General features: G+C 36.5%; 12 protein-coding genes and 1 pseudogene. 5 read left to right on the top strand and 8 right to left on the bottom strand.

What is annotated here, in order from left to right:
- Positions 1-151 precede the first annotated feature (151 nt).
- Positions 152-1,057, top strand: a complete 906-nt coding sequence (locus tag IGK54_RS08025) for a polysaccharide deacetylase family protein (RefSeq protein WP_109537953.1) — start codon at positions 152-154, stop codon at positions 1,055-1,057.
- Positions 1,058-1,178: 121 nt separating this feature from the next.
- Here IGK54_RS08025 and rplS read toward each other — a convergent pair whose 3' ends face one another.
- The 4 genes from rplS to IGK54_RS08045 all read right to left on the bottom strand — a co-directional run bounded on the left by rplS (position 1,179) and on the right by IGK54_RS08045 (position 4,393).
- Positions 1,179-1,526, bottom strand: coding sequence for a 50S ribosomal protein L19 (rplS, locus tag IGK54_RS08030; protein WP_002357176.1), 348 nt, complete (start codon positions 1,524-1,526; stop codon positions 1,179-1,181).
- Between the two features lie 143 nt (positions 1,527-1,669).
- Positions 1,670-2,410 (bottom strand): tRNA (guanosine(37)-N1)-methyltransferase TrmD, encoded by a 741-nt coding sequence (gene trmD, locus IGK54_RS08035; RefSeq protein WP_142957157.1) that lies wholly within the window; start codon positions 2,408-2,410, stop codon positions 1,670-1,672.
- Positions 2,400-2,924 carry a ribosome maturation factor RimM gene (gene rimM, locus IGK54_RS08040; RefSeq protein ID WP_002360070.1) on the bottom strand — a complete coding sequence of 175 codons (525 nt, stop codon included), beginning with the start codon at positions 2,922-2,924 and terminating at the stop codon, positions 2,400-2,402. Before rimM ends, trmD begins: the two co-directional genes overlap by 11 nt.
- A gap of 107 nt (positions 2,925-3,031) precedes the next feature.
- The gene (locus IGK54_RS08045; protein ID WP_002369213.1) at positions 3,032-4,393 is read right to left on the bottom strand and encodes an Nramp family divalent metal transporter; all 1,362 of its coding nucleotides are present in this window, start codon (positions 4,391-4,393) and stop codon (positions 3,032-3,034) included.
- Between the two features lie 196 nt (positions 4,394-4,589).
- Between IGK54_RS08045 and IGK54_RS08050 the strand changes: the two genes are divergently transcribed.
- The 3 genes from IGK54_RS08050 to IGK54_RS08060 all read left to right on the top strand — a co-directional run bounded on the left by IGK54_RS08050 (position 4,590) and on the right by IGK54_RS08060 (position 7,697).
- On the top strand, positions 4,590-4,964 hold the full coding sequence (locus tag IGK54_RS08050) for a VOC family protein (protein ID WP_002419919.1): 375 nt from the start codon (positions 4,590-4,592) through the stop codon (positions 4,962-4,964).
- 221 nt (positions 4,965-5,185) lie between these two features.
- The gene (locus tag IGK54_RS08055; protein WP_002383106.1) at positions 5,186-5,794 is read left to right on the top strand and encodes a TVP38/TMEM64 family protein; all 609 of its coding nucleotides are present in this window, start codon (positions 5,186-5,188) and stop codon (positions 5,792-5,794) included.
- Positions 5,795-5,894: 100 nt separating this feature from the next.
- On the top strand, positions 5,895-7,697 hold the full coding sequence (locus IGK54_RS08060; RefSeq protein WP_430602880.1) for a glycerophosphoryl diester phosphodiesterase membrane domain-containing protein: 1,803 nt from the start codon (positions 5,895-5,897) through the stop codon (positions 7,695-7,697).
- Between the two features lie 44 nt (positions 7,698-7,741).
- On the opposite strand, the gene IGK54_RS08065 is transcribed toward IGK54_RS08060, so the two are convergent.
- The 4 genes from IGK54_RS08065 to IGK54_RS08080 form a co-directional block, all read right to left on the bottom strand.
- A complete protein-coding gene (locus IGK54_RS08065; RefSeq protein WP_002360066.1) occupies positions 7,742-8,428 on the bottom strand; it encodes a Bax inhibitor-1/YccA family protein in 687 nt (228 codons plus the stop codon).
- Positions 8,421-8,906: a MaoC/PaaZ C-terminal domain-containing protein gene (locus IGK54_RS08070; RefSeq protein ID WP_002357164.1), complete on the bottom strand. Its 486-nt coding sequence runs from the start codon at positions 8,904-8,906 to the stop codon at positions 8,421-8,423. Before IGK54_RS08070 ends, IGK54_RS08065 begins: the two co-directional genes overlap by 8 nt.
- Before the next feature lie 197 nt (positions 8,907-9,103).
- Positions 9,104-10,441, bottom strand: coding sequence for a UDP-N-acetylmuramate--L-alanine ligase (gene murC, locus IGK54_RS08075; protein ID WP_002357163.1), 1,338 nt, complete (start codon positions 10,439-10,441; stop codon positions 9,104-9,106).
- 154 nt (positions 10,442-10,595) lie between these two features.
- Positions 10,596-11,549 (bottom strand): hypothetical protein, encoded by a 954-nt coding sequence (locus IGK54_RS08080; protein WP_002360064.1) that lies wholly within the window; start codon positions 11,547-11,549, stop codon positions 10,596-10,598.
- Positions 11,550-11,705: 156 nt separating this feature from the next.
- Here IGK54_RS08080 and IGK54_RS08085 point away from each other — a divergent pair.
- Positions 11,706-13,108, top strand: a pseudogene (locus IGK54_RS08085) (IS3 family transposase).
- Positions 13,109-13,179: the final 71 nt, after the last annotated feature.

The raw sequence follows: 13,179 nt of genomic DNA on the forward strand, positions 1-13,179 counted from the left end.
TTTTATTTTTTATTAAATAAACAACTAACTAAATTGAAAAAATTGAAACTTTTTGGTCCTCAAATTCGTCTATAACTAATAGGACGTTCAATTTTGTATAACGTGGAGGTGTATTTTTTAACTTTTTCATTAACCAAAGAGGAGTGAAAGTATGCGACATAAGAAAAGAAAATTCAAAATAAACGGGTATGTATTATTTAGTGCGTTAATCCTCATTGTTCTTGTTTTCATTCAAACGTTCCTATTAACTCAACCCAAGATAACAAGTAAAAATGATGATACTACGCAGACATCGACTAAAAATTCAACTGCAAAAAAAGATTCCCCGACCAAGTTAGAAAAGGAATCAACACACATGACTATTTCATCAAAAAAATATGCTTACTCAGCAGACAAAATCAGAAAATATATAACTGGAGAAGAACCTTACAAAGGTGAAAAATTAGTATTCTTAACCTTTGATGATGGCGTTAATAATCAAATAACCCCACAAGTCCTAGATGCATTAAAAAAGTATAACGTCCACGCAACTTTTTTTCTTGTAGGAAATACCCTAACTTCCGAAAATCAAAACATAGTGAAACGCGAAGTTGCAGAAGGACATTCAATAGGCTTTCATAGTTCAACTCATGATTATGCAACGTTATATCCAAACGGGATTGTCAACACTGAAGAAATACAAGCGGAAATAGCAACCATGAAAAACTCTCTTAAAAAAATATTGGGCGAAACATTTCAAACAACTCTCTGGCGATACCCAGGAGGTCATATGTCATGGGGAGGTACAGAAAAATCTGATGAATTATTCAAACAACTTGGCATCCATTGGATTGACTGGAATGCGATGGTTGGGGATGCGGAGCCTTTAGACAGACAGCCTACTACAGTCGCAGAAATGCTCGCTTTCCATCAACATTCACTTGAGGTTTATCCGGATTATAATATTAGAGTAGTCTTAATGCATGATTCAGTAGATAAGGAATTAACAAAACAAGCATTGCCACAATTAATAGAGTTTTATCAAGCAAATGGTTATCAATTTGGTGTGTTATATTAAAGCAACTCGGAGCACTAAAGGAAGCATTTCTGGTCTTAGCCAATGTTGATTTTTTGTTTAATTACACACAAAAACACCCTCTTGCTGAGCAAGAGGGTGTTCGTTTGTCGAATAGTAAAGATTAACGACGGATTTCTTTGATACGAGCTGCTTTTCCGTGTAATGCGCGTAAGTAGTAAAGTTTTGCACGACGTACTTTACCGTAGCGAACCACTTCAATTTGAGCAACACGTGGTGTGTGTAATGGGAATGTACGTTCCACACCAACACCATTTGAAACTTTACGTACTGTGTAAGTTTCGCTGATTCCAGCACCACGGCGTTTAATTACAACACCTTCGAATAACTGGATACGTTCACGAGTACCTTCGACTACTTTCGCATGAACGCGAACAGTATCACCAGGACGGAACGCAGGAATATCCGTACGTAATTGTTCTTGTGTTAATTCTTGAATTAATGGATTCATTTTATCCTTCTCCTTATTCCCAAATATTCTTATGGTCACTTCTGCCACAGCGGAATATTGTAATAGTTAGAGCGCATTGCACTCACCAAATTAGTGTACCATAGACAAAATGAGCTGTAAAGAGAATTTTCTTGAAAGTTCCCTTATTTTTGTTCTTCTTGTTTAATTTCCTCTAATAACTTCAACATTTCAGGCGTCATTTCTAATGATTCTAACATGTCAGGTCGACGCAAAAAGGTCCGTCGTAATGATTCTTTTAGTTGCCATTCTGCAATTAATTTATGGTTACCATTCGTTAGCACGGCAGGGACTTCCATATCATTGAAAATAGCAGGTCTGGTATATTGTGGATGTTCTAATAGGCCAGTGGAATGTGAATCCGTTTGTGCAGAAAGATCGTTACCTAAGACATCAGGTAATAAACGGACTGTCGCATCAATCATGACCATTGCGCCTAATTCGCCCCCTGTTAAAACGTAATCCCCCAATGAAACTTCATCTGTGACCATCGTGCGAATTCGCTCGTCATAGCCTTCATAATGTCCACAAATAAAAACTAAATGTTCTTCTTGTGAAAATTCCTCGGCCATTTTTTGATTAAACGGTTTTCCTGCTGGATCTAATAAGATGACCCGTTTTGGTTGCTGGTTTGTCTCTTCTTCAATTGCTTTTAGGTTATCATAAATCGGTTGTACTTTTAAAAGCATCCCTGCGCCACCGCCATACGGATAATCATCGACCGTTTGGTGTTTGTTATCTGAAAAATCGCGAAAATTAGAGACATTCAATTCTAATAACTGCTTTTCCCGAGCTTTCCCAATAATTGATTCCCCCATTGGTCCTTCAAACATTCTAGGAAAAAGAGTTAATACATCAATTCTCATCGTCAATCAATCCTTCTGGAATGTCCACATCAATCCGTTGATTTTCGACATCGACTTTTGTAACAACGCCTTCAATATACGGTAAAAGTAAATCTTTTTTCTTTGGTCGTTGGACGACCCACACATCATTCGCACCAGGAGATAAAATTTCTTTAATTTTTCCCAGTTCACTACCAGTTTCATCATAAACAGTGGCACCAATGATTTGGTGATAATAAAATTCGTCCTCTGCCAATTCAGCGAGATTGTCTTTTGCAACTTTTAAAATACCGTCACGATATTTTTCAACATCATTGATATTTGGATGTCCTTCAAAGCTTAAAATGTCAAAATTCTTATGCTTGCGGTGGGACTTCACGACCAATTCAATTGGTGCTTTTTTCTCTTGAAATAGCAGTAACGTTGCCCCTTTTTGATAACGTTCTTCTGGAAAATCCGTTTTCGAAATGACCCGAACTTCTCCTTTGATTCCTTGTGTGTTCACAATTTTTCCTACATTTAAATAATCTGTCACGTGAAAGCCTCTCTTCCTTGTATTTCATCTTTCCTATTCTACCATTTCTTACGCGCAAATTCTATGAAAAAACAAAGGCCAACTTTTCCAGTTAGCCTTTGTTTTTATTAATTCGTTAAACCAGTTAATGTGCCATAAATTAAAAATAAATTCAATAACGTCAAGGCAATAGCAATAATCCAAGCTAAAAATTTCACCCACGCTGGATTCGCAAATTGGCCCATTAATTTTTTATCACTTGTATACATCGTTAAAGGAATAATCGACACTGGCAAAGCAATACTTAGGAAAACTTGCGTATAAAGTAACAAGTCTTCAACAGCCGTTTCGCTACCGCCATAAATAATGACACAAATAATGACTGGCACAATTGCTAACAAACGAGTTAACACTCGTCTTGCCCACAACGGCATTTTTAAATGGATAAAGCCTTCCATTACAATTTGTCCTGACAACGTACCTGTAATCGTTGAATTTTGACCCGAAGCCAGTAAAGCAATTGCAAAAAGAATACTTAACACTGGGCTAGCAATATTACCAACAATATCTGGATTTTTCAGAGCATCAAATAAATCAACAAATTTACCTAATTCACTGTTGGTTCCATAAAATAATGCTCCTCCTAAAATTAACAACAAACAATTTACGACAAAAGCGACAGTTAATTGAATATTTGAATCCCAAGTAGTGAAACGAATTGCTTTGGCTTTCTCAACATCATCGTTACGATCAAATTTCCGTGCTTGCGCAATGGAAGAATGCAAATATAAGTTATGGGGCATGACTGTCGCTCCAACGATCCCCAAGGCTAAAAATAACATGGATTTATCTGTCGCTATTTTTGTGTCTGGAATAAAACCTCGTAATACTTCACCAACATTTGGATCTGCTAATGCCACTTCATAAGCAAAAACAAAAAAGATGACTGCAATTAAACAAGAAACAATTGCTTCGATTTTGCGAAAGCCTAACTTTGTCAGTAGCAAAAGTAATAAAACATCAAACGTTGTTATCAACACACCAATTAATAATGGAAAACCAAATAATAATTGCAAAGCAACGGCACCACCAATTACCTCAGCGATATCTGTTGCCATTATGGCTAACTCCGTCACCACCCACAAGGCAACGCCCGTTCGTTTACTTGTATGCTCTCTAGTCGCTTGGGCTAAATCCATTCCTGTCACGATTCCTAAGCGTGCAGCCATACTTTGTAGTAACATGGCAACTAAACTAGAAAGTAAAATCACACTAAGTAACGTGTACTTATATTCCGCTCCGCCAGCAATTGACGTAATCCAATTTCCTGGATCCATATAACCAACAGCCACTAAAGCGCCAGGTCCGCTATAGGCTAACAAAGTTCGCCAAAAGCTAGCATTTTTAGGTACCTCAACGGTATTATTTATCTCTTCTAAACTAGGTCCATTTGCATAATTAAGCATTTTTTCCGTTTTCTTTTCTTTCATCCAACATCCCTCAATCTATCTTGTTCACACATTTCACTTTTAGGTACACCTAAAACTAGTTAACATAATTATAGTCTTCTTATTCTTCGTTGTAAACTGTTACATTCTAATTTTTTAAGTACTTTCGCTATAAATCGTTTGGTTTTTACCAAAAAATCCCTTACACTTATTTTATCATAGATCGGAGGTTATGAGGATGAAGTTAGATATGGTCGGTATTATCGTCAACGATATGACACAAGCACTCTCTTTTTACCAAACGCTAGGTTTTAACGTGCTGGGAGAAGCTTCGCCTGATTACACAGAATTACAAAACAATGGCGTCAGGATTTCTTTAAATTCACTACAAATGATTACTGGTGTCTATGGGTTTGCGCCTAGCCAGCAAGGCGATAAAATTGAACTTGCTTTTCTTTGTGAAACGGCCGCAGAAGTTGATAGCACCGTGAAAAAAATGAGCCAAGCTGGTTACATTGTTTTTAAAGAACCTTGGAATGCACCTTGGGGCCAACGATACGCAATCATTAAAGACGTGGATGCAAATTTAATTTCACTCTTTGCCCCTCTATAATATTCCTAAAAGATGCGCCACTTTCGTTTTTTTAACTCTCTTTCGAAAGATCAGTGCAGAATGGGTCTTAAGTAGGATGTCTTTTCTGTCTCTTTTTTTGTATAATAAACTTATCAAATGATGTGTATCTTACAACTTTGTTCGTTTGCAGAAAGAACAAACGATGTTTTTTATTGATAAAAAGTTATATACTAAAAGTACGATGAGTATAACTAAAGGAGATGAGAAATGTGAGTGTTACCCTATCTAGAAAAATTGTTAATATTATTTCCATTTTGGGCATTGTTGCAACCATAATTGCAACCATCTATTTTATCCGATTAGGTGTCTTCAAGGACATCAATGCACTAAGAGGACTAGTAGGGCAATCTGTCATTCTCGGTCCGATTATTTTCATGTTAATTCAGATTATTCAAGTGGTTATTCCGATTATTCCTGGTGGTGTTAGCTGTGCTGCAGGGGTCTTGATTTTCGGGCCAACAATGGGCTTCGTCTATAATTACGTTGGTATTGCACTTGGCTCTATTATCATTTTCTTATTAGGTCGTAATTATGGGAAACCATTCATTATGAGCCTTGTCAGTGATAAAACATATAACAAGTATATCGGTTGGTTAGACAATGAAAAACGTTTTGAACGATTGTTTGCTTTAGCAATTTTCTTCCCGATTGCACCGGATGATGCGCTTTGTTTAATGGCCGGTTTAACAAAAATGTCTGTGAAAAAATTTACTCTGATTATTCTATTAGCAAAACCTGCTTCTATCTATTTATATAGTCTTGCGTTAATTTATGGCGGTACATTTTTAACTAGCTTACTGGGAATGTAAAATAAATAAAAAAGCGAACGGACTAAATCAAAACTCTGCCTGTGTCAGTTTGATTTAGTCCTTTTATTATGGAATTTTGGTAGAAACTGGGGGACTTTTGATGTTTAGTTATTTTAAAAATAGTATTGTGAATACGCTAGATTTTCTTAAAGGGACAACGGCGTATTTTCGCGATGTGCTCTTGATGCACGGATTTATGTTATTCGTTCTATTGCCTTTATTGACAAGTTTGTCCAAATTGGTACTCAAAGAAGGTGGGATTGATTATATTTCCTACGATAATTTAGGGGCAATTGCTACGCAACATCCCTATGTCCTTTTGACTTTTCTACTAATTGGGCTGTTAATTTTACTGGCGCTCTTTTTTGAATTTACCTTTTTATTGCTTAGTGTTTATTTTATTAAGAAAAAGCAACCAATTACTCTAACGCAATTATTGCACGGCACCTTGCTTCAGATCAAAAAAGTTCGAGGAATTACCTTTCTGTTTTTCCTGGCATATTTCTTTTTGATTTTACCATTAAGTGGGTTAACCTTCCGCTCTTATTTATTAACAAGGGTTAAGATTCCAGCCTTTATCTTAGATTTTATTTTTGCAAATCGCGTCATTATTATTATTGGTTTCGTACTGTTAGAGCTGATTATCTTATATTTAGCGATTCGACTTGCTTTTGCCCTTCCAGAGTTGATTTTACGTGATGTTGGTTTTCGTGAGTCTTTAAAACGTAGTTGGCAAATTACAAAGCGGCGCTTTTTCCAGATTTTAGGGCAATTTATTATCATTGGTGGAACTGTTTTAGGGATTTTTACGGCTGGCTATTTCTTGATATTTTTAGGTCAGACCGCCGTTGAAACGTTTAAACCTGAGTGGTCTTTACCTAGCGCTGTCATCGCTATGACACTCCTTCAGGTTATGATGCTCTTAAACTTGGTGTTGTCTAGTGTTGCTATTTTTTACATTATTGTTGATGATATGGAAGATGAAGGGATTTTGCCTGACACGCCAGAATGGTTCACCCCGAAATCAGAGGTTCGGGTAGAATGGACCACCTTCAGAGTCGTTCTTTTTTGTTTGATTGCAATCATCTTCGGAATTGGTGTAGGCACCTATAATACGAATTACCTAAGTCATACACCTGACCGAAAACCAGTTACCATCTCCCATCGTGGTGTTAATGGTAACAATGGCGTTCAAAACACCTTGGACTCTCTGATCGAGACCAATAAGGCAAAACCTGATTATGTTGAAATGGATATTCAAGAAACCAAAGACCATCAATTTATTGTCATGCACGATTTTAATTTACGGGCGTTAACGGGCGTTAACAAACGACCAAATCAATTAACACTTAAAGAATTAACGAACATGAATGTCACAGAAAATGGTCAAACTGCTAAAATGGTTTCTTTCGATGATTATTTAGCCAAAGCCAATCAATTAAAACAACGTTTATTAATTGAAATCAAAACCACGCCTCAGGATAGCCCTGATTTAGTACAGCGCTTTGTCAAACAATACCGTGAAAATATTTTAGAAAATGGCCATATCCTTCATACCTTAACCTATGATACAGCGATGGCCTTAAAGAAAGAAGAACCACGCTTTTATGTAGGCTACGTTATTCCTTTCAACATTGTGGGACCGCCTAAAATGCCAGTTGACTTTTTTACTATGGAATACAGTACAATGAATCGTAACTTTGTAAATGCCGCTCATCATGATGGGAAAAAGGTTTATGCTTGGACAGCAAATGATGAAGATGTTATGACACGAATGATTTTTTATGGCGTCGATGGCATCATTACCGATCAGATCAGTCTACTGAACGAAACAATGAAAACCGATTTAGAAAACCCAACATACTCCGATAAACTGTTGAATTTCGCTATTGGAATGGGTTAAAAAAGAGCCAATCTGCTCAGCAGATTGGCTCTTTTACGTTCATGTTAGTTGTTTTTACCAAAAATTCTTAAGAAAGCTAAGAATAAGTTGATGAAGTCAAGGTATAATTGTAATGCGAAGAAAACGGCCATCCCAGTACCTGCTTGATCACCTGTTTGCGCATAGACTTGGCGTATACGTTGGTTATCATAAGCAGTAATCCCTGAGAAAATTAGGACCATTAAAATGGAAATAAAGAATTCTACAGCATTACTGTGTAAAAGGAACATATTTAGCAACATCGCAATGATAATTCCGATTAAGGCACTATAAGCGGCATGACCAACTGCTGATAGGTCTTTCTTCGTAAAGACACCTACTAATGACATCGCGCCAAAGGTAGCTGCTGCACTTAAAAATGCGCCGGCCACTGTTCCACCAGTATACATTAATAACGTCACGGATAAAGTGACACCATTTAATAATGCATACGCAACAAATCCTGCAATCGCAATGGTTGGATTCTTCTGTGCTTTTGCGCCTAGATATAAAACTAAGCCAATTTCAACAAGCCAAATCATCCAAAAAGCTAAACTTGATTTGAATAAAGTAGCTAGAACAGGTAAAAAGACAGTCGTCATTGCATAAGCCATGATTGCGCTAATACCAATTCCTAACGCTAAAAATCCGTAAATTTTGGCATAAAATTTATTCAAACCTGTGCCAGTTTGGATATACTCTTGATTATTCATAAGTTAAAGTCCCTTCTTTCTCTGTTAGTTCATCAATCGTCACTTGGGGTGGTTGAACCATCACCACTGCATCTAACACGCGATTTTCTTGCTCATTAACAGCCTCAACTGAAATGGTAATCACATCTTTCATTTTGTCGACTTTGATTACTTCTAATTGGAAAGTCAATGTTTCGTAATGAAAAACGGGTTCCACAAAGTTCACAGAGAAATTCACAACATGTGAACCTGGTCCTGGTAAATGTTTTGAAATCGCACTAGTGATAATTCCCATCAGCATAATTGATGGTACGATTGGTTTTTCATATTCTGTTTTTTGGGCATAATCATGTTGGATATATAAAGGATTCGCATCATTGGTCAAGCCCAAGTAAAGTAATAAGTCCTTGTCTTCAATTGACTCTGTCAAGGACAACGAATCTCCCTCTTCGATATCTTCGATGGTTTTGCCTAATTTTCTCGGTTTTCCGATATTCAAATTAGTACACCTCCGTTATTGATAAGATAATTGTACCAAAATGTACTTAAAAGGCAAGCTAAAAAGTAGTCTTTAAAGGATGTTTAAACAAAACCAACTTATCTACCATGCTAGCATTCTAAAAACAAACAACGGAACAGGAGCAGCTTCTTATTTTTTGAAGCCAGATACCCCTGTCCCGATTTTGTTTCTTTTTATTATAAAACGTTTCTAGTTGTGTTACTTAGTAATGTTTCGTAAGCTTGTTCAAATTTCTGAACATCGCCAGCGCCCATAAAGACAACCACTGCATTTTCAAAATCTAGTAAAGGCGACACATTATCTTCGGTAATTACTTGTCCACCTTTTTGAATTTTTTCACCTAAATCTTCAATGCGTACCTCGCCTTGTGTTTCACGCGCAGAGCCAAAAATATTACATAAGAATACTTCATCTGCTAAATCCAGTGCTTCAGCAAATTCATCCATTAAGGCAATTGTTCGTGTAAATGTATGTGGCTGGAAGACAGCAATAATTTCTTTGTCAGGATATTTTTGGCGGGCGCCATCAATCGTTGCTTTAATTTCAGCTGGATGGTGCGCATAATCATCAACAATAATCATGTCACTGACTTTTTTCTCGCTAAAACGACGTTTCACACCTTTAAAACTTAGCATTTCTTCTGCGACTTTTTGCATATCAAGTTTTTCAAAATAAGCCACAGCAATCACACCTAGCGCATTCATGATATTGTGATGGCCAAATGCTGGTAAGACAAAATGACCTACAAAATCATCCTTGTGATAAACATCAAAAGATGAGCCTTCCGTTGTTCGTTGAATATTTCGGGCTTGGATATCATCCTCTTCGCTGACGCCATAATAATAAACTGGCACTTCTGATTCTAACTGACGAAGATACTTATCATCACCATAAGCAAAAATTCCTTTTTTGACTTGATGAGCCATTGTTTGGAACGCTGAAAAAACGTCCTCAATGCTCTTGTAGTAATCTGGATGATCAAAATCGATATTCGTCATAATCGCATAATCTGGTGAATAAGCCAAGAAATGACGGCGATATTCACACGCTTCAAATGCAAAGAAATCAGCATCTGGTTCGCCGTGGCCAGTGCCATCACCTATTAAATAACTAGTTGGATTGATACCACTTAATACATGTGCTAGCAAACCAGTCGTACTTGTTTTCCCATGTGACCCTGTTACAGCAATGCTTGTGTACGGTTCGATAAAACGAGCAATGAAATCGTGGTAACGAATTACTTCTGCGCCTAATTCGATGGCGCGGGCGATTTCCTCATGGGTATCTGGAAAAGCATTTCCAGCAATAACAATCATGTCTTTATCAATATTATCTGCATTAAATGGTAAAATAGGGACACCTGATTTTTCAAGATCCCGTTGTGTAAAGAAATACTCTTCTACGTCTGATCCTTGAACGTTGTAGCCTTTTTGGTGTAAGACCAACGCTAATGAGCTCATGCCAGAACCTTTAATTCCGACAAAATGGTATAATTTGTTCTCTTGATTTCCCATTATAATCCTCTTCTCTGTCACTATATAAAACATACCTTTTTTAAAAAAATTTCAATCATACGAGATTCATTATCGTATAAAACAAAAAAATAATCAACTATTAAAACAGAATAAAAAACTTACATGTTTCAATTCCACATGCAAGTTTCATCTCTTAACTAAAATATTTACTGTTTTCTAATACAGAACTTGAATCTTCTAGCATCCCACTTAATGGTTTATCCAAGATGCCCTTTTTCTTTTCTTCTGTCACAGGTGCTTCCGGCTCCACTTGAGCATTTGCTTTAGCTAATTTTTTCCCATAGGCAGTTTGACTTTTAGCATTTTTCTTTGCGGCATTCAAACGGGAACGCGAACGTAAATCCAACGCATCTTCGCCAAAACGTTCTAAGTCTGGTTTGATTTGTTGATATTGTCGTCTAGTTAAAGGAATCTCAGGTTCTGAGGTTGGAATATTAAATTTCCGCACCGTTGGATCTTCTTCCGTATCTTTCACTTGAAAAGCCGTTGGTTCATCATCAAGAATGACATATGAACGCCGATCTTTTTTCATTGCTTTTAGCAACTCTTCTTCAGTAAAACTAGGTTCCTGTTCCTCAGGAATCACAGAAGCCGGGATATATTTAGGAACAAAATAAGAAGGTGTCGTTTTCTGCACTAATGGTGATGCGGCAGGTCTACTTGGTTTCGCTACGACTTCTTTTTTTTTATACGTTTGTGTCCAGCCATTTCCTTTTGGCGTCCCAAAAAGGCTATTATTTTTTTTCGTTGCTTGTTTATTTTTCGTTGCTTTACTAGCATGTTTTGTGTAGTCTGGCAAATTAGAACGATGACGTGCTAATTGCTCTTGTTGTGCTGCTGTTAATTGTTGTGTTTGTTTATTTGTAGTTGATTGATTCGTTGTTGGTTGTTGGACGGATGGTGTGCTTTGTCTGGTATCTTCGGCAGATGTTGCAGTTCTTCTGCTACCTGACATTGCTTTACCAATCAGATCATCTTGAAATAAGTTACGTTCATTATCTGTTGGTAATTTTACGCCCTGTTCATCATCATATGCTGGAAAACGGAAATGTTTTCTCTTCACTTGAGCATTATCCATTGCGGTCATTCCTTTTATTTTTCTTTCTCATTAGTTTAACACATTCTCAATGAATACTAAAGAACTTGCCTGAATTTTTAAGAGAACAAAAAAAGAAACCTCCGTTTAAATGAGCCGACCCCCAAAAGTTAGACCTAGAAATCTAACTTTTGGAGGTTTTTTTGTATGGCAAAATACAGTTTTGAATTTAAACTTAAACTTGTTCATGACTACTTATCTGGTCAAGGAGGTCTAAGGTTTCTCGCAAAGAAGTATGGGTTTAAAGATAGTTCTCAAATAAGCAAATGGATAAATGCCTATAAAGAACTTGGTGAAGAAGGCCTACTTCGCAGTCGAAAAAATAAGAATTACTCTGTTCAATTTAAGCTAGATGCGATAGAGTTATATTTAACAACAGAGTTGTCCTATCAAGAAGTAGCTAATCTTCTAAAAATGAACAATCCATCATTGATTGCGAATTGGCTTAGAACGTATCAGAAGTTTGGTATAGAGGGACTCTCTAAACAGAAAGGACGTCCACCTACCATGTCTAAAAAGAAACGAAATGAACCCCAACCACTACCAAGTGAACGATCTCAAGTAGAGAAACTAGAAAAAGAAAATAGAATGTTAAAAATTGAGAATGCCTATTTAAAAGAATTGAGGAGACTGCGTTTAGAGGACGAACAAAAAATGAACGAATCGCACGAATCATTCACAGTCTCCGAAGACACTTTCGATTAAAAGATATTTTGGAAACCCTAAGGTTTCCAAAATCTACTTACATGTACTGGCAAAAACGCCTCGACAGAACAGCTTCAACACAAATCATCGAAGAAGAAATTCAAGCGATTCGTAAAAAACATCAACATTATGGCTATAGAAGGATGACCCAAGAATTGAAACGACGTGGATTTCAAGTGAATAAAAAGAAAGTCCAGCGATTAATACAAAAGTTAAAGTTACAAGTCAAAGCTTTTACTAAGAAATCAAGAAAATATAATTCCTATAAAGGAACCGTTGGTAAAATCGCTAAAAATTTGATTCGTCGCCGATTTAAAACTTCTGTTCCTCATCAAAAAATTACAACTGATACAACTGAATTTAAGTACTTTGAAGCAGATAACGCAGGCATCTTTCGTCAGAAAAAACTATACTTAGCTCCATTTATGGATATGTATAATAGTGAAATTCTAAGCTATAGCCTTTCTACTCAACCAAATGGTAAAACAGTTATGGAAGGTCTGAAAGAAGCAATTTCTCAAACAAATGATTGTCCCTATCGGCGCACCTTTCACTCTGATCAAGGCTGGGCTTATCAAATGAATGTCTATATACAAACATTAAAGGACAACAATATCTTTCAAAGTATGTCTCGAAAAGGAACCTGTTTAGATAATTCTCCTATGGAGAATTTCTTCAGTATCCTAAAACAAGAAGTGTACTATGGAAAAATCTATCAAAGTCAAAATGAATTGAGAGAAGCAATTGAGAACTACATTTATTATTACAATCATCACCGAATCAAGGAAAAACTTAACTGGAAAAGCCCAGTAGAATTTCGACAATTCAATCAAAAAACTGCATAAAAATAGAGTGGAAAAATCCACTCTATAAAAAGTCTAACTTTTTGGGGTCACTACAAAAAAGGTTTCTTTTT

It is taken from the genome of Enterococcus sp. DIV2384, from assembly GCF_050534975.1.
GTDB lineage: Bacteria > Bacillota > Bacilli > Lactobacillales > Enterococcaceae > Enterococcus > Enterococcus faecalis.

Excerpts from the sequence above, each read along its gene's own strand:
- IGK54_RS08025 (WP_109537953.1), top strand. The coding sequence starts at position 152 with ATGCGACATAAGAAAAGAAAATTCAAAATAAACGGGTATGTATTATTT.
- rplS (WP_002357176.1), bottom strand. The coding sequence starts at position 1,526 with ATGAATCCATTAATTCAAGAATTAACACAAGAACAATTACGTACGGAT.
- trmD (WP_142957157.1), bottom strand. The coding sequence starts at position 2,410 with ATGAGAATTGATGTATTAACTCTTTTTCCTAGAATGTTTGAAGGACCA.
- IGK54_RS08045 (WP_002369213.1), bottom strand. The coding sequence starts at position 4,393 with ATGAAAGAAAAGAAAACGGAAAAAATGCTTAATTATGCAAATGGACCT.
- IGK54_RS08050 (WP_002419919.1), top strand. The coding sequence starts at position 4,590 with ATGAAGTTAGATATGGTCGGTATTATCGTCAACGATATGACACAAGCA.
- IGK54_RS08055 (WP_002383106.1), top strand. The coding sequence starts at position 5,186 with ATGAGAAATGTGAGTGTTACCCTATCTAGAAAAATTGTTAATATTATT.
- IGK54_RS08060 (WP_430602880.1), top strand. The coding sequence starts at position 5,895 with ATGTTTAGTTATTTTAAAAATAGTATTGTGAATACGCTAGATTTTCTT.
- IGK54_RS08065 (WP_002360066.1), bottom strand. The coding sequence starts at position 8,428 with ATGAATAATCAAGAGTATATCCAAACTGGCACAGGTTTGAATAAATTT.
- murC (WP_002357163.1), bottom strand. The coding sequence starts at position 10,441 with ATGGGAAATCAAGAGAACAAATTATACCATTTTGTCGGAATTAAAGGT.
- IGK54_RS08080 (WP_002360064.1), bottom strand. The coding sequence starts at position 11,549 with ATGACCGCAATGGATAATGCTCAAGTGAAGAGAAAACATTTCCGTTTT.